General features: G+C 56.6%; 20 protein-coding genes. 11 read left to right on the plus strand and 9 right to left on the minus strand.

Annotated features, from left to right (window positions below; all coding sequences use genetic code 11):
• Window positions 1-82 precede the first annotated feature (82 nt).
• The 3 genes from ATO67_RS09870 to ATO67_RS09880 all read right to left on the minus strand — a co-directional run bounded on the left by ATO67_RS09870 (window position 83) and on the right by ATO67_RS09880 (window position 2,478).
• Complete coding sequence (locus tag ATO67_RS09870) at window positions 83-724, minus strand: carbonic anhydrase (protein ID WP_067647733.1); 642 nt, start codon at window positions 722-724, stop codon at window positions 83-85.
• 74 nt (window positions 725-798) lie between these two features.
• Complete coding sequence (pdxY, locus tag ATO67_RS09875) at window positions 799-1,674, minus strand: pyridoxal kinase PdxY (protein ID WP_067647736.1); 876 nt, start codon at window positions 1,672-1,674, stop codon at window positions 799-801.
• A 132-nt stretch (window positions 1,675-1,806) separates the two neighbouring features.
• Window positions 1,807-2,478 (minus strand): GntR family transcriptional regulator, encoded by a 672-nt coding sequence (locus tag ATO67_RS09880; protein WP_067647739.1) that lies wholly within the window; start codon window positions 2,476-2,478, stop codon window positions 1,807-1,809.
• A 237-nt stretch (window positions 2,479-2,715) separates the two neighbouring features.
• Between ATO67_RS09880 and ATO67_RS09885 the strand changes: the two genes are divergently transcribed.
• From ATO67_RS09885 to ATO67_RS09910, 6 genes are all read left to right on the plus strand, one after another.
• Window positions 2,716-3,957, plus strand: coding sequence for an NRAMP family divalent metal transporter (locus ATO67_RS09885; RefSeq protein WP_067647742.1), 1,242 nt, complete (start codon window positions 2,716-2,718; stop codon window positions 3,955-3,957).
• Window positions 3,958-3,967: 10 nt separating this feature from the next.
• On the plus strand, window positions 3,968-4,735 hold the full coding sequence (locus ATO67_RS09890; protein WP_067647745.1) for a LamB/YcsF family protein: 768 nt from the start codon (window positions 3,968-3,970) through the stop codon (window positions 4,733-4,735).
• A 9-nt stretch (window positions 4,736-4,744) separates the two neighbouring features.
• Window positions 4,745-5,554, plus strand: coding sequence for a putative hydro-lyase (locus ATO67_RS09895; protein ID WP_067647748.1), 810 nt, complete (start codon window positions 4,745-4,747; stop codon window positions 5,552-5,554).
• A 7-nt stretch (window positions 5,555-5,561) separates the two neighbouring features.
• On the plus strand, window positions 5,562-7,181 hold the full coding sequence (locus ATO67_RS09900) for a 5-oxoprolinase subunit B/C family protein (RefSeq protein ID WP_067648279.1): 1,620 nt from the start codon (window positions 5,562-5,564) through the stop codon (window positions 7,179-7,181).
• The gene (locus ATO67_RS09905; RefSeq protein WP_067647751.1) at window positions 7,178-8,902 is read left to right on the plus strand and encodes an acetyl/propionyl/methylcrotonyl-CoA carboxylase subunit alpha; all 1,725 of its coding nucleotides are present in this window, start codon (window positions 7,178-7,180) and stop codon (window positions 8,900-8,902) included. Before ATO67_RS09900 ends, ATO67_RS09905 begins: the two co-directional genes overlap by 4 nt.
• Window positions 8,903-9,051: 149 nt before the next feature.
• Window positions 9,052-10,335: a glucoamylase family protein gene (locus ATO67_RS09910; protein ID WP_245303951.1), complete on the plus strand. Its 1,284-nt coding sequence runs from the start codon at window positions 9,052-9,054 to the stop codon at window positions 10,333-10,335.
• A 6-nt stretch (window positions 10,336-10,341) separates the two neighbouring features.
• Here ATO67_RS09910 and ATO67_RS09915 read toward each other — a convergent pair whose 3' ends face one another.
• A complete protein-coding gene (locus tag ATO67_RS09915; protein ID WP_067648286.1) occupies window positions 10,342-12,240 on the minus strand; it encodes a bifunctional sugar phosphate isomerase/epimerase/4-hydroxyphenylpyruvate dioxygenase family protein in 1,899 nt (632 codons plus the stop codon).
• A gap of 121 nt (window positions 12,241-12,361) precedes the next feature.
• Here ATO67_RS09915 and ATO67_RS09920 point away from each other — a divergent pair, with 121 nt between their 5' ends.
• Window positions 12,362-13,057 carry a TetR/AcrR family transcriptional regulator gene (locus tag ATO67_RS09920; RefSeq protein WP_067647754.1) on the plus strand — a complete coding sequence of 232 codons (696 nt, stop codon included), beginning with the start codon at window positions 12,362-12,364 and terminating at the stop codon, window positions 13,055-13,057.
• Between the two features lie 12 nt (window positions 13,058-13,069).
• Here ATO67_RS09920 and ATO67_RS09925 read toward each other — a convergent pair whose 3' ends face one another.
• From ATO67_RS09925 to ATO67_RS09945, 5 genes are read right to left on the minus strand one after another with little or no spacing between them, the layout of a single operon-like run.
• Window positions 13,070-13,948 (minus strand): shikimate dehydrogenase, encoded by an 879-nt coding sequence (locus ATO67_RS09925; RefSeq protein WP_067647757.1) that lies wholly within the window; start codon window positions 13,946-13,948, stop codon window positions 13,070-13,072.
• Between the two features lie 41 nt (window positions 13,949-13,989).
• Entirely contained in the window at window positions 13,990-14,751 is a 762-nt protein-coding gene (locus ATO67_RS09930) for an amino acid ABC transporter ATP-binding protein (RefSeq protein ID WP_067647760.1), read from the minus strand.
• A gap of 13 nt (window positions 14,752-14,764) precedes the next feature.
• A complete protein-coding gene (locus ATO67_RS09935; protein WP_067647763.1) occupies window positions 14,765-15,604 on the minus strand; it encodes a transporter substrate-binding domain-containing protein in 840 nt (279 codons plus the stop codon).
• 38 nt (window positions 15,605-15,642) lie between these two features.
• The gene (locus ATO67_RS09940) at window positions 15,643-16,293 is read right to left on the minus strand and encodes an amino acid ABC transporter permease (protein WP_067647766.1); all 651 of its coding nucleotides are present in this window, start codon (window positions 16,291-16,293) and stop codon (window positions 15,643-15,645) included.
• 10 nt (window positions 16,294-16,303) lie between these two features.
• Window positions 16,304-16,972: an amino acid ABC transporter permease gene (locus tag ATO67_RS09945; RefSeq protein ID WP_067647769.1), complete on the minus strand. Its 669-nt coding sequence runs from the start codon at window positions 16,970-16,972 to the stop codon at window positions 16,304-16,306.
• Window positions 16,973-17,316: 344 nt separating this feature from the next.
• Between ATO67_RS09945 and ATO67_RS09950 the strand changes: the two genes are divergently transcribed.
• The 4 genes from ATO67_RS09950 (at window position 17,317) to kdpB (ending at window position 22,930) form a co-directional block, all read left to right on the plus strand.
• On the plus strand, window positions 17,317-18,864 hold the full coding sequence (locus ATO67_RS09950; RefSeq protein ID WP_067647772.1) for a cryptochrome/photolyase family protein: 1,548 nt from the start codon (window positions 17,317-17,319) through the stop codon (window positions 18,862-18,864).
• Between the two features lie 169 nt (window positions 18,865-19,033).
• Window positions 19,034-19,153, plus strand: a complete 120-nt coding sequence (gene kdpF, locus ATO67_RS09955) for a K(+)-transporting ATPase subunit F (protein ID WP_082760221.1) — start codon at window positions 19,034-19,036, stop codon at window positions 19,151-19,153.
• Window positions 19,154-19,170: 17 nt separating this feature from the next.
• A complete protein-coding gene (gene kdpA, locus ATO67_RS09960) occupies window positions 19,171-20,880 on the plus strand; it encodes a potassium-transporting ATPase subunit KdpA (RefSeq protein WP_067647779.1) in 1,710 nt (569 codons plus the stop codon).
• 13 nt (window positions 20,881-20,893) lie between these two features.
• Window positions 20,894-22,930: a potassium-transporting ATPase subunit KdpB gene (kdpB, locus tag ATO67_RS09965; RefSeq protein WP_067647783.1), complete on the plus strand. Its 2,037-nt coding sequence runs from the start codon at window positions 20,894-20,896 to the stop codon at window positions 22,928-22,930.
• The last annotated feature ends 2 nt before the right edge of the window (window positions 22,931-22,932 follow it).

Below are 22,932 nucleotides of genomic sequence, written 5' to 3' on the forward strand. Positions count from 1 at the left end.
ACCGTCTAATAATGATGCGTTGATGTTTGTCGCGGTTACGCCACCTAGGGTAGCGTAACCGTTAAGCTTTATTCTTCGCTTGTCACACTTCCGGACGTCGAAAATCGCCGGTTTTGCCGTCCATCACCCACAACTCGCCGGTCGAAATATCGAACCAGGCACCATGAAGCTTGACCTTGCCAGCTACTTCCTGCGCCTTCACGAAAGGAAATGCGCGCAGATTGCTGATGGAATTGCGAATGGAAACCCGCTCCAGTGCCGTCTGTCGCTCGCCCGGTGTCATGACGTCGTTGCTCTGGATTTGTTCAGCCGCAGATTTGACCATGTTCATCCACTTGCCGATGAAATCGCCGGGTGACAGAGGTTCAAGATTGGGATCGAGCGCTGCCTGGATACCGCCGCAACGGCCGTGGCCCATCACGACGATGTCTTTGACCTTCAAGACCTGTACGGCATATTCGATGGCTGCTGAGGTCGCGTGATATTGCCCGTCCGGCTCGAATGGCGGAACCATGTTGGCGACATTCCGCATCACGAAAAGTTCTCCCGGTCCGCAGTCGAAAATAGTTTCCGGCGCGGAACGAGAGTCACAACAGGCGATGATGAGAGTTTGAGGCTTTTGGCCGGTGTCTGCGAGTGCACGATATCTTTCGCGCTCATCGGTGTAACGACCGCTCATAAAGTTCTTGTAACCGTTCAGAAGGTAGTCTGGAAAATCTTTCATGATATCGCAGTACCGTATGCTTGGGGCCAGCCTCTTATATGAGCCCGGCGCGTTGAAACCCGTTTTTCATTCCGCTATTTGCGCTTGCTGCGTGATGGATGCAAGAGATGACGCATTTGCACCATGGCCATGGGTGTGGAAAGACTGGACGCATCGGTTTCAAGCGTTAGTTCGTTCAACCCACGTTTCATGGTGCGCGCCAGCACCTCGAACACGCTGGCCGTCGCCAGTTGTAGTGCCCGTTCATCGTCCATGCCCTGTAACAATCGCGCAAGGAAAAGGGCGGAGATGAGGTCGCCAAGACCGTTTGGAACATTGTCGATAGACCGATGCTCGGCGAGCAGTGCATGACGTCCGCTCAGGAAAAGGTTGCCAATGCCGCCCGCCATCATCGGCACGGCCGACGTCACCAGCATTTTCGGTGGTCCAAGCGCCAGAGCCGCGTCCATGATCTCATTGTTGGTCTCAAGTTCCGCGCCGCTCATCCATGCCAGTTCATAGCGGTTGGGTGTCGAGACAGTGGCGAGCGGAATAAGTTCGTCGCGAATGGCTTGTGCCGTTTCAATCGGTACATAAAGCCCGCCCTTGTCACCCATGACGGGATCGCAGAGATAGATGAGATCAGGGTTGGCCTCTTTCATGGTTCGGATGAGGCGGGCGACGGACCGGACCTGCTCGACGCTTCCGAAATATCCGGTCAGGATGGCGCGCACTTCGCTGGACCACTTGGACGTTGCCAAATCCTGCATGGCCTTATCGAATTCGGCGTTGTCGAACCGCAGGCGCGTTGATGGTCCATGGCCGGGGTGCCAGGGCATGACGATGGTCGGAACTGCCCAAACGGGAAAGCCGAGCGTTTCAAGTCCGAAAACGACCGCCCTGTTACCGACAGAGCCTCGCATGACATGGCTGGAGATGACGATGACGGAGCCGTTGGTATTGTCCTGCATGGCGCACTCACTCAACTTGGTCGCTGCCACGGCTCCACTCGATGCCACTGGCTGCGTGATCGGTTCGTCATGGCATATCGTACGGCCGCTTTCCACTGCTATGTGTGGTATCGGCGTGCGCGTTTGCCTCGTTTATTTCGAGGCGCGTTCCAGTGCCTTCAGCACGGTGCGCTCAGACAGGGTCAGATAAAGCTCCATCTGGGTTGCGGCCTCTGTCACCTTACCCTTTTCGACAAGATCGAGAATCTGCTCGTTCATATCGACAAAGGGAGAGTGCAATTGCTCCGGGTCGTTCAACAGCCCGAAGCTGAGGCGAAGCTCAGCAGCGACGCGCGCGTAGAAATCGCTCAGCCGACTGCTGTCCGACAGGTCGACCACCGCTGCATGAAATCTCATATTGGCGCTGCCAACTTCGCGCCACTGCCGCTGGTCGCGTTGCAACTTTGCGTATTCCACCGCCTCACGCATGATCGACGTTGCGGGGTGTTTCGGCCAAGCCTGACGCAAAGCGCCACATTCCAGCATACGGCGTACCCGGTAGATATCTATGATCTGATCCGTGCTGGGCGTGGAGACGAAAACGCCGCGATTGGCTTCGTGCCGCAAGAGGCCGTCCTTGGTCAAAAGCCGGAAGGCCTCGCGCAGGGAATTACGCGATACATCAAGACGCTCGCTGAACGCTGCTTCGGATATCCGCTGCCCAGGTGTCAGTGCGCCGGTAATCAGAAGATCACGAATATCTCTGGCCACGCGATCCGCAAGCGGCAGGGATTCCGTCGTGACGTTCTCTTCTTGGGCACTCATTTGTAGTCCATCTTTCATTGGCAGCGTCTCGCGCACCGTCGGTGCCGGTTGCAATATCACAAATATTGAGCAGCGCAGGTAAAATTCGTGCTTAATTTCAGTCCAAAAGCGCCAAAGATTGCGCAAATTGAAAGAACGATATAATTTTATTGTTCAACAATATTGACAATTTTGTAGATGCCGCCAAGATCGGTCCAAAGCATCCGCGAGGGGCGGAATGCAATAAGGAGAAAATCCATGGAGCAAACAAAAATTGCCCAGACCGTCGAGTTTGCGCGGTCACGACGAGCGTCTCTTACTGCTGCGATATTCCTGATGGCCACATCTGCTATCGGGCCCGGCTTCATTACGCAGACAGCAACCTTTACCGCCAAGCTCGGCTCGGCCTTCGCCTTTGCAATCCTTGCCTCGATCGTCATCGATTTCGTCGTCCAGTTGAACATCTGGCGCATCGTGACGCTGACGCGCATGCGAGCATCTGACATCGCCAATTCAGCCATACCCGGCTCTGGTTATGTGCTTGCTATTCTCGTCATTGTTGGCGGATTGTTTTTTAACATCGGCAATATCGGTGGCTCCGGCCTTGGACTGAATGCGATGCTTGGCCTTGATCCAAAATGGGGCGGCGCGCTCAGCGCACTTTTGGCCATCGGCATCTTTCTCTCCAAACGCGCAGGCATGGCAGTCGACCGGTTTATCATCTTCGCCGGTATCTTGATGATCGTGCTGACGATCTATGTTGCCTTTGCTTCAGGTCCCCCCGTCGGGGAGGCGCTTTTCCAGACATTCCTGCCGTCTACAATCGATTTTGCCACGATCACGACCATCGTTGGCGGTACGGTCGGTGGCTATATCACATATTCCGGTGCCCATCGTTTGCTGGATAAGGGCATGGTCGGCGTCGAGAATCTCGGCTCCGTCAACCGGGCGGCCCTGACCGGCATCGCCGTGACGGGTGTCATGCGTTACGTCCTCTTTCTGGCCATTCTTGGTGTTGTTGCCAGTGGCGTCGTCATCGACGTTTCAGGAAAGGGTGCAAATCCAGCTGCGCAGGCTTTTCAGGTTGCCGCAGGAGATATCGGTCTAAGAATATTCGGCATCGTTCTTTGGGCCGCAGCCATCACGTCGGTTATCGGCGCTGCCTACACCTCGGTTTCCTTCATCACTGTTTTCAACAAGGATATCACCGAGCGCGGTCGCAATATTGCGACGGTTATCTTTATCGCAGTTTCTCTTTTCTTCTACATGGTCATCACCACGCCACCAGCACAGATGCTGGTATTCGTCGGTGGCCTGAATGGACTCATTCTCCCAATCGGTCTGTCGATCTTCATTTACGCAGCCTGGGCCCGGTCCGATTTGATGGAAGGATATCGCTATCCACGCTGGCTTCTTGTGCTTGGTGTGATCGTCTGCGCCCTGACCTGGTATATGGGTTATAAATCCATTGGCCCGATCTTCGCACTTTTGACAGCATGAGGAGAGAGACATGGCGTCCATCGATCTGAACAGTGATCTTGGCGAAAGCTACGGTGCATGGAGCATGGGGGATGACAGCGCGATGTTGTTGGTCGTTTCCAGTGCCAACATTGCTTGTGGTTTCCACGCGGGTGATCCGGCGGGTATCTACCGCACGGTCAAAGCCGCTGCTGAGAATGGGGTGGTCGTTGGAGCGCATGTCTCTTATCCGGACCGCGTCGGCTTCGGCCGCCGCGATCTGGACGTCACATCGGAAGAACTGATCGCCGATGTCATCTATCAGATCGGGGCGCTGCAAGGCATTGCTGCTGCCGCCGGAACTGCCGTTCGTTACGTCAAGCCCCACGGCGCGCTCTATAACCGCATCGCCAATGATGCGAAGCAAGGCCAGGCGGTGATCGATGGCATGAAGGCCATCGACCCGTCGCTGGTGCTTATGGGGCTTGCCAACGCACCTATCCTTGAGCTTGCCCGCAAGTCCGGCTTGTCAGTGGTTGCGGAAGCCTTCGCGGACCGCGCCTACACGCCGCAGGGCCAGCTTGTTTCCCGCCGCGAGGCCGGTGCCGTGCTGCATGATGCAGAGAAAATTGCGGCCCGTATGGTCCAGCTTGCCCGGGAGGGTACGCTCGAAGCCATCGACGGCAGCATCATCAAAATCGAAGCCCAATCCATCTGCGTCCATGGCGATAGCCCCGGTGCCGTTGCCATCGCCCAACAAATTCGAAAGCGGTTCGAGACCGATGGCATCGCTATCGGCTCGTTCGCCTCCAGCATGTAAGGAGCGGTCATGACGATCCCCATATCCTATCTGAACCACACGGACGCAACGGTCGCCCGCAAGGCGCGTGGCGATTATCGCAACGGTTTGGTCGCCCCGACATCGGGCATCGCTCCGGGCTTCACGCAGGCCAACATGATCGTTCTACCGCGTGACTGGGCTTTCGATTTTCTATTATACGCGCAGCGCAACCCAAAGCCTTGCCCGGTTCTCGACGTGTCCGATCCTGGTGTGCCGACCACCTTGCTCGCGCCCGGTGCCGATCTCCGCACCGATTTGCCGCTCTACCGCATCTGGCGGGACGGTAAGCTGGTCGAGGAAACGGCAGATGCTACCAGCGCCTGGGCTGAACGGAATGATCTCGTAGCGTTCCTGATCGGTTGTAGTTTCACCTTTGAAACGCCGATGGTCGAAGCGGGCATCGAAATCCGCCATATGAAGGACAAATGTAATGTGCCGATGTATCTGACGAACCAACCTTGTCGTCCAGCTGGTCGCTTGAAGGGTAACATGGTCGTTTCCATGCGGCCTATACCTGCTGCGCGGGTGGCGGATGCCGCGACTATTTCGGGGCGTTTTCCCGCTGTGCATGGCTCACCCGTCCACGTCGGCTCCCATGAAGATATCGGCATTACCGACCTTTCAAAGCCGGACTTCGGCGATGCAGTACGTATCGAACCCGGTGAAGTTCCGGTGTTTTGGGCATGCGGTGTCACGCCTCAAGCGGCGGTCATGGCATCGGGCGTGCCATTTGCGATCACCCACTCCCCCGGGCATATGTTCATCACCGACATTCCCGATTCTGCCTATCATGCGTGAGGCCAAGATGCGTTTTTTACCCGTCAGCCTCACCACCATTCTGGTGGAGCTTGCCGATCTCGACCAGACGCTTGCGCTTTTCGCATCGCTTGAGGCCGACCCCATCGAAGGCATCGAGGAAACGGTTCCTGCTGCCCGTACGCTGATGATCCGTTTCCGTCCGGAAAAAATCGAGGCGCAAGCATTGGCGGCCAGAATTGCCACGCGTGATCTGTCTGCCAAGATAGCACCATCGGACAAGCTGGTGGAAATTCCGGTTCACTACGATGGCGAGGATTTGGCCGACGTCGCGGAACTGACGGGCCTTAGTGTCGAAGACGTCATTCGTCGCCATACGGAAAGCGAATTCACCGTCGCCTTCTGCGGCTTTGCACCTGGCTTTGGTTATCTGGTGGGTGGTGATCCAGCGCTGCATGTGCCTCGGCGTCAGAGCCCTCGCACCCGCATTCCCGCCGGATCGGTCGCCCTTGCTGGTGCTTTCAGTGGTGTCTATCCACAAAACAGCCCAGGTGGCTGGCAGATACTGGGCACCACGCCACTGAAAATGTGGGATATCGAGCGCGACCCCGGCGCATTGCTCCAGCCCGGTTACCGTGTCCGTTTCTTCGACATGGACAAAGCAGGGCGCAGCACTGAGGCTCCCGCTACAAGATCTGCTGCCCCGAAAACCGTGCCAGACAGAGACGCCGCACATTTCGAAGTGCTGGCAGCACCTGTGCCCGCTATTTTTCAAGACCTTGGCCGCTTCGGGCAGACGGGCCAGGGCGTATCGGCTTCTGGTGCACTCGACCGTTCTGCCTTTAACGCGGCAAACCGCATCGTCGGCAATCCCGTCAACACCCCCTGTCTTGAGCTGACGCTGGGGGGCTTTTCTTTCAAAAGCGCAACCCGGGCCGTGATCGGCGTGGCAGGTGCTTCCTGCGTTATAACCGTTACATCGGCAGCCTACAGCTTCGAGGCCACCCCCTATGCGCCGATCTCTCTGGAACCCGGTGATGTCGTGACATTCGGCAATCCCACCAGCGGCATGCGCTGTTATCTCTCGGTTCGCGGCGGTTTCGAGGTTGCTCCGGTTCTGGGAAGTGCTGCAACGGATACGCTGGCCGTTGTCGGACCGGAGAATGTCGTTACCGGTTCGGTGGTCAATCTTCGAAACCAGAAAACTGGCTTATCGAGCGTTTCCATCGATGAAGTTCCCGCCTTCGATCTGCCAAAGGCAGGCGAGGTCGTGACACTCGATGTCATCTATGGTCCACGCACCGATTGGTTTACACAAAACGGAATGAAAACGCTGACAAGTCAACTCTGGCAGGTCACGCCACAGTCGAGCCGCGTCGGCATTCGCCTTGCCGGCGAGGTCCCGGTGGAGCGCAAGGATAGTGCGGAGCTACCAAGCGAAGGTACGGCCACCGGCGCAATTCAGATTCCCCATAGCGGCCAACCGGTTCTGTTTCTCGCCGACCATCCGCTGACGGGCGGCTATCCGGTCATCGGCGCGGTTGCCGAGCATCACCTTGATCTGGCTGGCCAGATACCGATCAACGCTAAAATCCAGTTTCGCCCGCTTGGGCCATTCGCCGAGATTCCGGCAACTGAGAACACAAAATTTTCGGGAGACAAGCCATGAAAAAAGTCCTGATCGCCAATCGCGGCGAGATCGCGGTGCGTATCATCCGTGCCTGCCGTGACTATGATATCGGGTCCGTGGCTGTCTATGCAGACCCGGATCAGGACGCGCTTTTCGTCCGTCTTGCAGATGAAGCGTATGGGCTGGAAGGCGTGCGGCCTGCGGAAACCTATCTCGATATCGAAAAGCTTATTACCATTGCCAGGCGTTCTGGTGCCGATGCGGTTCACCCTGGCTATGGTTTCCTCTCTGAACGTGCCGAATTCGCGCAAGCCGTCATCGATGCGGGCCTGATCTGGATCGGTCCTGACCCTGATGTCATCAAGGTTTTGGGCGACAAGGTCGAAGCGCGCCGCATTGCCACCAGCGTTGGCGCACCTCTTGTTGCGGGCAGTGATGGACCGGTTTCGACGTCGGCGGAAGTCATTGCTTTTGCGGAAGAACACGGCCTGCCCGTCGCCATCAAGGCGGCACATGGCGGTGGCGGGCGCGGCATAAAGGTCGCGTGGAAGATGGAAGAGATTGCCGATCTCTACGAGTCCGCTGTGCGGGAAGCCACAGCAGCCTTCGGGCGTGGCGAGTGTTTCCTTGAGCGGTTCCTGGACCGCCCGCGCCACATCGAAGCGCAGGTCATCGCTGATAAACACGGCAACGTCGTGGTGCTTGGGACGCGTGATTGTTCGCTCCAGCGCCGCAATCAGAAACTGATCGAAGAAGCTCCCGCACCGTTTCTGACATCCGAACAACGTCAAAAAATCCATGATTCCGCCAAGGCGATCTGTGAGGCTGCAGGTTACTCCGGTGCTGGCACCGTGGAATTTCTTTTGGGCGTTGATGGCACGATTTCCTTTCTGGAGGTCAATACGCGCCTTCAGGTGGAACATCCGGTCACGGAAGAAACGACGGGCATCGATCTCTTGATCGAGCAGTTTCGCGTGGCCGAAGGCCAGTCGTTGCGCATCCGGCAAACACCGGAGCCGCGCGGCCATTCAATGGAATTCCGCATCAATGCGGAAGATCCCGGCCGTGGCTTTTTGCCGACGCCCGGCGCAATCACCGTGTTCGATCCCCCATCTGGCCCCGGCATTCGCCTGGACAGCGGCGTCGTCACCGGATCGACGATCCCCGGCGTTTTCGATTCTCTGATGGCAAAACTCATTGTCACCGGCGTAGATCGCGATCAGGTGTTGCGCCGCGCCCGCCGTGCGCTGAAGGAATTCCGTATCGAAGGCGTCGCCACGGTTCTGCCTTTCCATCGCGCCGCCATCGATACGGATGATTTTATCGGTGCTGACGGGTTCAAGGTTCATACCCGCTGGATAGAAACCGATTTTGCCGACATGCCGGACGCTATGGAGCGTCCGAAACCCGTTGACGATGCATCCGTCACTCGGACATGGCTGGAAATCGATGGTAAGCGCGTGGCAGTTGGCCTGCCGCATCTCTTGCTGGCGGGTTTCAGCGGCGCAGGCAACGGCGCTTTATCGTCGGCTACAGCGACAAAGCCGCAGGTGGATGGTATCACGGCGCCGGTTTCCGGCACGTTGCAGTCCTTTAAGATCGCGGATGGGGACACGGTGTCGGAAGGTGATCTCGTCGCTGTCATGGAAGCCATGAAAATGGAGACGCAGGTGACGGCACCCAAATCCGGCAAGGTTCGCATCCAAGCCAAAGAAGGCGATTACCTACAGTCTGGCGATGTGGTGATCGTTTTCGAATAGTCGTCGTTAAAGGGAGCGGCGCGTCTCATGCTCATGGGGCGACGCCATTTCCAAGACCCGGACGTTTCCGTATTTGCGCCCCATAGCCACTTTATCAATGGTTCGATTATTCCGTTTAAGATCGTACCATTAAAATATCGGGCAGCATTTTGGACACCAGGATCAATACATTCGACGGCCAGCCACAGGCTCTGCAGCACTCCGTTCCCGATGATATTGATGAAATCCATCGCCGGACATTCGAATATTTTTGGCTCGGTAGCCATCCGGTGTCTGGCTTGGTTAGAGACAGGTTGCGGGCGGATGGGACATCAATAAACGAGATTGCTTCGATCTCAGGCACGGGGTTCGGAGTTCTGGCCATCATCGTCGGTGCCGAGCGAGGGTGGATCACGCGCGATCAGGCGCTCGACCGTGTCACGACCATTGTACGAACGTTGAGCAAGGCGAAGAGATTTCACGGCGCATTCGCGCATTTTCTTCATGCCGACACATGTGAGGTCATTCCATTCAGCCCCAAGGACGATGGCGGCGATCTGGTCGAGACGGCATTTCTTTTGCAGGGCCTGATCTGCGCCCGTGAGTATTTTTCCCGCCCGACGCTGGCAGAAACGAGGTTTCGCAGCCTCGCGCAAGACCTGATCACAGGGGTGGAATGGAAGTGGTACACACGGCGAAGCGACGGTCCTCTCTGGTGGCACTGGAGCGCGAAATATAGGTGGTGCTTCGATATCGCCATCAGCGGATGGAACGAAGCACTGGTCTGTTATGTCCTGGCGGCCGGTGCCAGGCAGCATTCCATCGACCCGGTTCATTATCATCAAGGTTGGGCGCGTTCCGGCGCCATGATCAATGGCAACACCTATCTCGGAACAGTTTTGCCATTGGGAGAGCCATTTGGGGGGCCGCTTTTTCTATCGCAATATTCGTTCTGTTGTCTCGACCCGAGACGCCTGTCGGATCGTTACTGCGATTACCGGCAGCAGGTTGAGGCACACACCAGGATCAATTACGACTACTGCCAATCAAAATATCCGGGCACGGACCTGTGGGGCATGACGGCCAGCGATGGTCCGAAGGGTTACAAGGTGCATTCCCCGACGCAAGACAATGACGTGATTTCGCCAGCCGCCGCCTTGTCGAGTTTCCCGGTCTGCCCCGAAGAAGCAACGGCTGCGGCACGCGCCTTTCTGAGCTACGCAGATGGCAAGCTCGTAGGCAGATATGGCTTTGTCGATGCTTTTTCCCCAGGCACAGGCTGGATTGCCCAGACCCATCTTGCCATCGACCAGGGACCGGTCGTGGCCATGCTGGAGAATTACCGTTCCGGCGTGCTGTGGGCCTTGTTCATGGGCGCTCCGGAGGTTCAGCGCGGTCTCTCCCGCCTTGGCTTCACCACATCCGTTCAGCCAGACGCTCAAGACCACGTCTGAAGAGGCTCAGTCGCGCGGCATGCCTTCCGGTCGCGCCAATCGCCTTTGCGCACCAATGCGGAATGGTGCATTCATTGCACCGTAGCCAACATACTGGCCACGCCGTTCCACGATTTCGAAGAAGAAACCTTCACCGAAGGTTTGACTGTAGATCTGGAAGTATTCGCCATTGTCATCGCGGTCGTAAAGGATGCTGGAGGCGCGCAGTGCATCTGACAGTTCCGGTTCAAGTCCAAAACGCGCTTCCAGATCATCATAATAATTGCGCGAAATTGGCAGTGCCTGAAAGCCGCATGTTTTGAGCTCCGTTGCGGTCGCGAAGATATCGTCCGTGGAGAACGCTATGTGCTGAATGCTTGTGCCAAAGCCTTCCGCCAAAAATTTGCCCGCAAACGTCTTGCGGTTGTCTGCACCATTCATCGTCAATCGGAAATCGGGTCTGGGGCGGCTTTCTATTGCCTGGCTGCGAACGAGCCCACCAGGCTCCACGACATCGACCATGGGCGTTCGGCGCATCGAGAATATCGACGTGTAGAAGAGTAGCCATGTCAGCATCTCATCGTATCGAGTTGTCTGCGCAAGGTGATCGATCCGCGTCAATCCCGCATTGGCCTTTTCGTTTGAGGCAATAGGCACGAATTCCTGTTTCCAGATGGACGAAAGTGCCGGAGAGTCATCGAGGAAATAGATGACGCCATTGCCGACGCCCTGGATGGCCGGAATGGATGCCTCGCCGCTTTTGCGCGGCTCGAAGAAGGTTGGAGCACCCAAGGCTGCTGCTCGCTCCATTGCGGCATTCGCATCCTCGACCTTGAGGCCGAATGCATATGCGTTCGTGCCATGAACGGAATAGGATGCGCCGGCGAAGCTGTCGCCGGTACTATCCGTATTGATGACGATACGGATGTTGCCCTGTGTGTAAAGCTCGACCTCGCGGTTGCAGTGGCGGGCCGACTTGTTGAAGCCGAGCGTACTGAGCAGTTTTTCAAGGTCTGCTTTTTCGGTTTGCCCCGTCGTAAATTCCACGAACTCCACACCCGTCGTCTCGACGGGATTTGGCATTTCGGGTACCCCGATGCGAATATCCGGCTCCTGACGCTTCACCTGATCCATCAGGTTGATGAGTGAGCGGTGGCCGTCTTCCGCAAGCAGTCTGGCAGAACCGCCACGGAACTGGTCGTTGAAAATTTCCAGCGAGAGTGGTCCGGAATAGCCCGTTGCGGCAACCGCCCGCATGAATTCAACAACGGGGAGGTCACCTTCACCCGGCATGTTTCTGAAATGGCGGCTCCAGTAAAGCAGGTCCATATCGAAGAGGGGAGCATCCGCCAATTGCACGATGAAGATCTTGTCGCCGGGAATGGAGCGGATCGAATTGGGATCGATCTTGCGCGACAGCGTGTGGAAACTGTCCAGGATAATGCCGACATTCTTGTGGTCGGCGCGGCGGACAACTTCCCAGGCATCACGGTGATCGCTGATGTGGCGACCCCATGCCAAAGCCTCATAACCGACGCGCAGGCCGTGTTTGGCTGCTCGCTCTCCCAACTCGTTAAAGTCGTTGGCTGCGCGATCCACGCCGCCGAGCGATATCTGCGAGACGTTGGAGCATATCAGCATCAGCTCTGTGCCGAGTTCACCCATGATGTCGAATTTACGCTCAGCGCGTTCGAACGCACGTTGCCGGTGATGGTCCGGCATGCCTTCGAAGTCGCGAAAAGGTTGAAAAAGTGTGATTTCGAGGCCGTGATCACGAACCATTTCACGTACTTCGCGCGGGGACGCGTCATAGGTTAGAAAATCATTTTCGAAGATTTCAACGCCTGCAAAACCTGCTTTTGCAATGGCGGAAAGTTTTTCGGGAAATTCACCGCTGATGGAAACGGTTGCGATGGAGGTCCGCATCGGCAGCTTTTGCTGCTCTGTGCCAGAGATGACCATATTGCCTTCCTTTCCAGTGTTATGTACTGATTGGTTAATAATGACGGCTTCGGTTTGGGATTGGCTGAGCGCTGATGGGTGGACAATGACGAAAACCGTGATTTCCAACGGTATCAGTGGTACGCGGCAGACGAAGCGCGACCCTGAAGGCGTGCGCCGCGACATTCTTTCCGTCGCCATGGACGAGTTTTCGCAAAACGGCCTGTCTGGCGCGCGCATTGATGAAATTGCGGCGCGAACCCGAACCTCCAAGCGCATGATTTATTATTATTATGGCGACAAGGAAGGGCTCTATCAACAGGTGCTTGAAGAGGCCTACGCCAAGGTGCGCGGCGGCGAAAGCGATCTTGAACTGGATAGCTTGGAGCCATTGGCCGCGCTGGAAAAGCTTTGTCGCTTCACCTTCGACCACCACCGACGCAATCCTGATTTCATCCGTATGGTCATGATCGAAAACGTCCATCACGGGCGCCACATGCAGGGTTCTGAGGCGATCCGGCAACTCAACCGTCCAGCCATTGAAGCGCTGGAAAACGTGTTGGCGCGCGGTCAAAAGCAAGGTGTTTTTCGCAAACGCATCGAAGCGCTCGAACTGCACTGGCACATCAGTGCGCTGTCCTTTTTCAATGTATCGAACGCTGCCACCTTCTCGTTCATTTTTGGCAGCGGCCTGTTTACCGACGATGGTCAGGACGCTCTTTCGAAGCATGTCACAGATATGGTGATGCGTTACGTGCTTCGCGTCGATCATATCAGGGATACCGACCTTGTCGGCGAGTGAAGACATGGGATTTCACGCCGTTGATGCCACATTCTCATCGGCGCAGAGCTCCTTGAAATGTGCACTCATGCGCACCGGATCGGGCTCTTGGCCGGAAAACAGCCGGAAGGCACCCACTGCCTGAAAAACCGCCATGCCGCCGCCGGGCAGTGTCTGGCAACCTTTTGACATAGCTGCGGCCAGCAGCGCAGTGACCAACGGCATGTAAACAATGTCGGCCACCCAGTGCCGAGGATTGATCAAATCATCACGCACCGGCATGCCGGGATGAGCGGGCATACCCATCGGCGTTGCGTGTATCAGACCATCCGCATGGGGCATTGAGGTTTCAGGAGCATCAACCGCAAAAGCCCGGCCATCGCCAAATCGTGCGTTCAGTTTATCTGCCAATTGCTCGGCGCGTTTCACATCCTGATCGTAGATATCGAGACGAGCGATTTCCAATTTCAGCGCTGCATGGGCAACGGCGACGCCTGCACCACCCGCGCCGATCAACAGCGCGCGGTCCCGCTTGGCGTCCGGCAATCCCCGCTTGAAGCTTTCGTAAAAGCCGTACCAGTCGGTATTATGGCCAGTGCGCCGACCATCGTGAAAGACCACTGTGTTGACGGCACCCAGCATGCGCGCATCATCCGACAGATCATTCAGGAGAGGAATCACCAACTGCTTGAAAGGATGGGTAATGTTGACGCCAGCAAAACCTTTCGCTTCCGCCTCATCCAGCAGGGCAGGCAAAGCGCTTTCCGACAGTCCTCTGCAGTTGATGTCCATCAACTCATAGGAATAGTCGATTCCATGCGCTTCACCTTCACGCATGTGCATAGCAGGCGTTTTGGAGAGCTGGATATCGGCGCCAATCAGGCCGACTTTCAAGGAGGTTCTGTCTGTCATGGCGGGGAATTACTCATAAGACGAGGCAACTGCGGCGCAGTTCAATGATGGGCAAGAATTTCGCCGAGGAAGGTGCGGGTGCGCTGGTTTTGTGGCTTGCGGAAGAATTCTTCCGGGGGTGCTTCCTCGATGATTTCACCGGACGCCATGAACACCACACGGTCGGCCACCTGCCGCGCAAAACCCATTTCATGGGTCACGCAAATCATGGTCATCCCATCGCGGGCCAGGCCAATCATGGTATCAAGCACTTCCTTGACCATCTCAGGGTCCAGCGCAGACGTCGGTTCATCGAACAGCATAGCTTTCGGCTCCATGCACAATGCCCGTGCAATGGCGGCACGTTGCTGCTGGCCGCCGGATAGCTGTGCCGGATATTTCTCCGCCTGATCCTGGATGCGTACGCGCTCCAGATATTTGCGTGCGGTCGTCTCTGCGTCTGCTTTTGAGAGACCTTTGACACGCATGGGTGCAAGCGTACAGTTTTCCAGAATGGTCTTGTGAGGAAACAGATTGAAATTCTGAAACACCATGCCCACCTCGCGCCGCACTGTGTCGATGGCACTGGCGGATGATGTAAGCTGAGTTCCTTCAACGGTGATCCTACCTTTCTGAATTTCCTCCAGATGGTTGATGCAGCGAATCAGCGTGGATTTGCCGGAACCTGACGGCCCGCAAAGAACGATCTTCTCGCCTTTGCGGACCGTGAGGTCGATGTTTTTCAACGCATGAAAGGCTCCATACCACTTTTCCACCCCTTCGAGGGCGATCAGCGGAACCTGTGCGGCGGTGGTTTGCGGCATGGTGACCTCCAGATTACTTTACGGTGAACGGGACATCAGGCAGCGATTCCGGGAAGGCCGGAACTTCGCGTTTCATCCACTTGGTATAGATTTTTGCCAGTTCACCATCGCCCTTGATCTTGACGAGGAAGGAGTTGATCGTCTCATTCCAGTCCTTTTCACCGGGACGAGTGCCAGCGCCATTGTAAAGCGTTGTCAGGTCGAACTTGGGTTCATATTTCCCAGCGGCTGCCGCGTTCAGGCGATCACCGTAAAACTGGTTGCCACCCACGACTTCCACCTGCCCGGAGATCAGTGCCTGAATGTTGGCGGCATCGTCGTCGAAGCGTAGAATATTGGCTTTGGTGCCAGCGCCAGCCGTGATGGACGTATCCATTGCACTGGATTTCGGCACGCCGACGGAAACACCGGTGAGATCGTCATAGCCGGCGATTTTCTTGTCCTTCGGGCCATAAACAGAAAGAACGTTACCTGCGTAAGGCTGCGAATATTGAATTGTCTTTGCGCGCTCTGCCGTCATGCCCATGGTGGCGAAGAGAACATCGACCTTGCCGGTCATAAGCGCCGGGATGCGGTTTGCAACGGCCAGCGGCACGAACTCGACCTTTACGCCGAGATAGTCTGCGAAAGCCTTGCCGATGTCGGCATCCAGACCGTCCTGAACGCCGCTGGAGTTTACGAAGCCCCACGGCGAATTGTCACCCTGAATGCCGATGACGACTTTGCCCTTGGCCTTTGCTTCTTCGACAGTACCGGCGAATGCATCGACCGGTGCCACGAAGGGCAGGGCAACCGTTACTGCGGCAAGTGCCAGCAGCACACGGCGGTTTAGTTTCATGCTCTTGGATGTCATCTTTTGCTCCTCCTTACAAAGCTGATGATAGATATGGATCAACGTGAAGCGGTCTGTAGTCTTTTCTCGACGCCGGCACCCCACAGGGAGAGTGGCCAGCAGATGAGAAAATAGATGAGCCCGACAATGGCAAAGACCGTCAGTGGCTTGAATGTCTGGTTGGAAACGATCTGTCCTGCACGCGACAGTTCCACGAAGCCGACGATAGCGGCCAGCGATGTGCCTTTGATAAGCTGTACGAGAAAGCCGATGGTTGCAGGCAGCGAAATCTTGAATGCCTGCGGCAGAACGATGTCTTTCATGCGCGAGACGTAATGCAGGCCCAACGCCTTGGCTGCTTCGGTCTGGCCCTTTGGCACGGCCTGAATACCACCACGCCAGATTTCACCCAGAAATGCGCTGGCATGGAGTGTGAAGGCAATGGCAACCGCAATCCAGGCATCGATATCCAGGCCCACCAGCGCTACGCCGTAATAGACGACGAAAAGCTGCATCAAGAGCGGTGTGCCCTGAAACACGGCGATATAACCCGCAGTTACACGCCGACCGATGGGGTTGTCCACGGTGCGAGCCAGCGCCACGCAAAGGCCGAAAATGCCGCCGCCGATAAAGCCAATTACAGTCAACGCCAAGGTCCACTTCAGACCCTGCATGAGGAAAAACAATTCGTTGGTACCGATAGGTGTCATCGTCTTCTCCTCACTTGACCGGGTAGCTGAAGGACAGGCGGGCAATGAGCGCGAAGACGCCCATCATCAGCGAGGAAATGACGAGGTAGAGCAGCGTGATGGAGAAATAGACCTCGAACGAACGGAATGTCTCTGCCTCGATTCGCTGTGCCACCGACGTCAACTCGTAAGCCGCAATAGAGGTACATACCGATGTCGTCAGGGTCAGCATGATGAACTGGCTGGTGAGCGATGGATAGACCGCACGCAAAGCGGGCCGCAGAATGATGTGACGGAAAATTTGTGACCGGCGGAGCCCAAGCGCGAGCCCTGCCTCGACCTGCCCCTTGGGAACGGCATCGACGCCGCCGCGAATGATCTCGATGGCATAGGCACCGCCATTCAACGCCAGCGCAACAATTGCCGTCGTTGTCGGGTTGAGCCGCAAACCGAGTTGGGGGAGTGCGAAGAAGATGAAAAAGATTTGGACGAGAAACGGTGTGTTGCGGATAAGCTCGACAAAGCCGATCACCAATACGCGAAGAGCTTTGAAGCGTGAACCGCGGGCAATAACGCCCAGAACACCGATGATGGTCGCCAGAAACATACCGGCGAGCGCCAAACCAATCGTTGCAAGGCAAGCCAAAAACAGTTCGGGCAGGCGATCGTAGACTGCCGAAAAATCAAGCGTGTATGACATCCATCCTCCCCTCCAGCGCTAAAACCTTGCCGTTTCTCTGCGCCTTGCACGTCGTCGCCTTTACGGAAAGTCCCAGCATCTTGGTTTCCGTAAAAGTGTGGATCAAGCCTGCGCCTCCCGCGCCGCCATTATCCGCACAATGTTTGTACCAGTTAGTTCATTTCTGTCAAGCGACCATGAGCGTTGACTTTTAAGGCTGTGAAAAAGGATTGTTCACCTTATTGAGAGCAACGCCGGCATGCTTTTGTTGGCGTGCCTTCAGAATGTGCGCGCCTATCTTTGTTTTTGGTCATCCGATCCCCAGATCCAGCCGTAGTATCCGGAAACATCAGGATATCTTTGACATGAACCGATGCCGAAACCTCATTTTCATCCTCGGAGATCAGCTTTCCCCGCAGATGTCGAGCCTTGCAGGGGTTGATCTGGAGAGGGACGTTATCCTGATGTGCGAGGTGGCGGAGGAGACCACCTATGTGCGGCATCATCGCAAGAAACTCGTGTTTATTCTTTCGGCCATGCGTCATTTTGCAGCCGAACTGACGGCAAAAGGTTTCAAGCTTCAATATGTGCGTCTTGATGATGCTCAAAATTCTGGGTCATTCACAGGAGAGTTGAAAAGGGCCGTCAAAGACTTGTCTCCAGACAGTGTTTTGGTCACCGAGCCCGGCGAATGGCGGGTGTTGCAATCAATGCTCAAATGGGAGGAGGAGACAGGTGTAGGTGTCAGGATTCTCCCCGATACGCGCTACCTTTGTTCGCATGAAGAATTTGGCCTCTGGGTCGAGGGGCGTCGTGATCTGACGATGGAATTTTTTTATCGTGAGATGCGTCGCAAAACGGGTCTTTTGATGGATGGCGATGCGCCTGTGGGTGGGCGCTGGAATTTCGACAGCGAGAACCGCTCTCCCGCCAAGCCGGATTTATTTCGCCCAAGGCATCTGCAATTCCCGCCAGATGACGTGACGCGCAATGTTATGGAGATGGTTGAGGAAAGATTTCCCGATCACATGGGCTCCGCCGATGGTTTTGCTTTTGCAGTGACCAGCACCGACGCTGAAAAGGCGGCCGATGCGTTTATCGATGACTTTCTGCCCAAATTCGGTGAGACGCAGGACGCGATGGTCAAAGATGACCCGTTTCTCAATCATTCTCTCCTTTCTTTCTACATAAACCTCGGCTTCCTCGACCCGCTGTCGCTCTGCCGGAAAGCGGAGAGAGCGTATCTGGAAGGGCATGCGCCGATCAATGCGGTGGAGGGCTTCATCCGCCAGATCATCGGCTGGCGCGAATATATGCGTGGCATCTACTGGCGCTTCATGCCTGATTACGCTCAACGCAACTTCTTCGAAGTCAGCCGACCGCTGCCAGAATTCTTTTGGACTGCGAAGACCGACATGGCCTGCCTTGCGACCGTGATTGGTGAGACGATTGAAAACGCTTACGCGCATCACATCCAGCGTCTGATGATCACCGGCAATTTTGCCATGTTGGCGGGTCTCGATCCATTTGCGCTGCACGAATGGTATCTGGAAGTCTACGCCGATGCCTACGAGTGGGTGGAGCTTCCCAACGTTATCGGCATGAGCCAATTTGCCGATGGCGGGCTGCTCGGTTCAAAACCCTACGCGGCAAGTGGTGCTTATATTTCGAGGATGTCCGATTATTGTGGGACCTGTCGCTATGATGTGAAGAAGAAAACCGGGGAGGGCGCGTGCCCCTTCAATGCGCTCTATTGGGATTTTCTTGATCGAAACAAGAACAAACTGTCCGGTAATCGAAGGCTCGCGCAGACCTACGCGGCTTGGCGGAGAATGGATGACGGACAACGAGCAACCTACCGCGAGAGTGCGCGTGCTTTTCTCCAGAAACTAGACGATGGCCTCTTCGTGTAACCGGCACCTGAGGACCTTTATCTTTTCCTTATGTGATCGGCTCATCTTCGCAATCGAACCCTGACGCGATCAGGGATTAGGGTGCTCTCCTGAACCAACGAGAGAAACCCAATGTTCGACCTTGTCTTTGTTCTTCTGGGCAGTGCGGTGCTGATCGCCTTTGCGTTCTATGCGCGCGCCCTTAACCGACTGTGAGGGTGATGTGATCGAGCCCTTACTTGCGCTGGCTGTAGCCGCTGCCCTTGTCATCTATCTCGTCGTCACGCTGCTGCGTCCCGAACGCTTCTGACTTTCTGGAGAATCCTCATGACCATTCCCGGGTGGCTGCAGATCAGCCTCCTTTTCCTCGCCGTGCTCCTGGTCGTCAAACCGCTGGGGCTTTACATGGCGAAGGTTTTTTCCGGCCAAAGAACCCTTCTTTCTCCTGTCCTGAGCCCCATCGAACGCGGCATTTACCGCGCGGCCGGGACCAGCATGGACAAGGAACAGAACTGGCTGGCCTATACGCTGTCCATGCTTGCCTTTTCGCTGGCGAGCTTTGTCGTTCTTTACGCCATCTTGCGCCTTCAAGCCTATCTACCGCTTAACCCGCAGGGCTTTGCAAACGTGCCGCCGGATTTGGCCTTCAACACGTCCGTCAGCTTTATCACCAACACCAACTGGCAAAACTACGCCGGTGAAGCGACCATGAGCCATCTGAGCCAGATGGTCGGATTGACGGTGCAGAACTTCCTGTCTGCGGCCGTAGGTATCGCGCTTGCAATGGCCTTTACCCGTGCATTCATGCGCTCGCAGGCCAGCACGCTGGGCAATTTCTGGGTCGATATGACCAGAGCCACGCTTTACGTACTTGTGCCGTTGGCCATCGTCATTGCGATTGTCTTCGTTTGGACGGGCGTGCCGCAAACGCTGGATGGCAGTGTCACGGCAACAACGCTGGAAGGCGCACAACAGGTCATTTCGTTAGGCCCCGTCGCAAGCCAGGAAGCTATCAAGCAACTGGGTACCAATGGCGGCGGGTTCTTCAATGCCAATGCTGCTCACCCATTTGAAAATCCAACAGCATTTTCGAACTACGTCAACATCTTCGCGATGCTGTGCGTATCATCGGCGCTCGTCTACACATTCGGCCAGATGGTGGGCAACCGCCGCCAGGGCTGGGTATTGCTGTCGGCTATGGCGATCCTGCTGATCTCAGGTGTGACGGTCATTTACTGGGCGGAAGCCTCGGGCAATTCCATCTTGACCACGCTTGGTGTCGATGCGTTGCAGGGCAACATGGAAGGCAAGGAAGTTCGCTTCGGCCAGGCTATGACCGCTCTTTATGCGGCGGTGACAACTGGCCTTTCAAACGGTGGCGTCAATGGCATGCACGGCTCCTTTACCGGCCTTGGTGGATTGGTGCCGATGTTCCTCATCCAACTAGGCGAAATCCTGCCCGGCGGCGTCGGCTCCGGTCTTTACGGCATGCTCGTCTTTGCACTTCTGGCCGTCTTCGTGGCTGGTCTGATGGTGGGACGTACACCGGAATTTCTGGGCAAGAAGATCGAAGGCCGGGAAATGAAATGCGCCATGCTGGCCGTTCTCATCCTGCCGGTCGCCATTCTCGGCTTTTCGGCGGTGTCGGCCATGCTGCCCATGGCGATGGCCAGCATTGGTACGGCAGGCCCGCACGGTCTTTCTGAAATTCTCTATGCCTATACGTCGGCTGCGGGCAACAACGGCTCGGCATTCGGCGGCCTTTCCGGCAACACGACCTGGTACAATACGACGCTCGGGCTCGCCATGCTGCTGGGTCGTTTTGCCTACGTTATCCCAGTCATGGCCATCGCAGGATCGCTTGCAGCAAAGGTCCGTGTTCCCGCCTCAAGCGGCACATTCCCGACCGATGGCCCCCTGTTCGTCGGCCTTCTCATCGGTATCATCATCATCCTCGGCGGGCTGCAATATTTCCCGGCTCTGGCGCTCGGTCCCATCGTAGAACATTTTGCGATGCTGGCCGGTCAGACCTTCTAAAGGAAAACTTTTCATGTCACAAAAGCCAGAAAAACCTGGTCTTTTCGATCCAGCTATCATCGGTCCCGCCATCCGGCAGGCCTTCGTCAAGCTCGATCCCAGACAACTCTTCCGCACACCTGTGATCTTCGTGACTGAAGTGGTGGCCGCCATGGTGACCATCATCTTCATCCGCGATCTGCTGATCGGTCAAGGCACTGCCACCTTCTCCGGCCAGATTGCCGCCTGGCTGTGGTTTACGGTGTTGTTTGCCACCTTTGCCGAAGCCGTGGCCGAAGGCAGAGGTCGCGCACAGGCCGAGAGCCTGAAGCGCAGTCGCTCCGATCTCACGGCGCGCCGCATTGATGCCAATGGCGTGGAACAAGCCGTTCCCGCCACCATGCTTGCGGTGGGCGATGTCGTCGTTGTCGATGCCGGAGAACTCATCCCCGGCGACGGCGAGGTGATCGAGGGTGTCGCCTCCGTCAACGAAAGCGCCATCACCGGCGAATCCGCACCTGTCATCCGCGAATCCGGTGGGGACCGCTCCGCGGTTACGGGCGGGACACAGGTTTTGTCCGACCAGCTCAAAATCCGCATCACCACCCCCCAGGGTGCAAGCTTCGTGGACCGCATGATCGCGCTCATTGAAGGTGCAGAACGCCAGAAGACACCCAACGAGATTGCTCTGTCGATCCTGCTGTCGGGCCTGACGCTGATATTCCTCATCGTGGTCGTCACGATTTGGGGTCTCGCAGGCTACTCCGGCACGGTCCTTTCCGTCACCGTTCTGGCCGCTCTGCTCGTCACGCTCATTCCCACCACCATCGGCGGGTTGCTGTCGGCCATCGGTATTGCCGGTATGGATCGCCTGGTGCGCTTCAATGTCATCGCGACCTCTGGTCGTGCGGTCGAAGCGGCTGGCGATGTCGATACGCTGCTTCTTGACAAGACAGGCACGATCACCTTCGGTAACCGTATGGCGGCGGATTTCATTCCGGCACCCGGTGTCACCCAGCATCAGCTTGCAGAGGCCGCACTTCTCGCCAGCCTGTCTGACGAGACACCGGAAGGCCGCTCCATCGCGGCACTTGCCACCGGCGAGTTTGGCCTCGCTGCACCGAAGGTCGTGGTGGATAATACCATTGCATTCAGCGCGCAGACCCGCCTTTCCGGCGTCGATATGGGCGCGCACCAACTGCGCAAGGGCGCTATCGATGCCGTGCTGAAATTCACCGGCTTGACCGACAAGGACGCACCGCGTGAATTCCTGCAAGCGGTGGAAAGCGTGGCACGATCAGGCGGCACGCCGTTGGGTGTGGCTGACGGCAAGCGCCTGCTTGGCGTCATCCACCTGAAGGACGTGGTAAAGCCGGGCATCAAGGAACGCTTTGCCGCCCTACGCGCTATGGGTATTCGCACCGTCATGGTCACCGGGGACAACCCTGTGACCGCAGCCGCCATCGCGTCTGAAGCCGGTGTCGATGACTTCTTGGCCGAGGCAACGCCTGAGGATAAACTGGCCTATATTCGCCGTGAGCAGCAGGGTGGTCGCCTGATCGCCATGTGTGGTGACGGCACCAACGATGCGCCAGCGCTGGCGCAGGCCGATGTGGGTGTTGCCATGCAAAGCGGCACTCAGGCGGCCAGAGAAGCCGCCAACATGGTCGACCTCGACTCCAGCCCGACCAAGCTCATCGAGATCGTCGAAATCGGCAAGCAGCTTTTGATGACGCGCGGGTCGCTGACGACCTTTTCCATCGCCAACGATGTCGCCAAATATTTCGCGATCATCCCGGCTTTGTTTGTCACGACTTATCCGGCACTTGCCGCCTTCAACATCATGGGGCTTTCGACGCCGCAATCGGCGATTCTGTCGGCCGTCATCTTCAACGCCCTCATCATCATCGCGCTCATACCGCTTGCGCTGAAAGGCATCGCCTACCGGCCGTCCAGCGCTGCCGCTCTGTTGCGCCGTAACCTCCTGATTTATGGACTGGGTGGGTTGCTGCTGCCCTTTGCCGGAATCAAGATTATCGATCTCGCCGTTTCGGCCCTGCACCTGGTGTAATC

The sequence above is a fragment of the Agrobacterium bohemicum genome (genome assembly GCF_001562555.1).
Taxonomy (GTDB): domain Bacteria; phylum Pseudomonadota; class Alphaproteobacteria; order Rhizobiales; family Rhizobiaceae; genus Agrobacterium; species Agrobacterium bohemicum.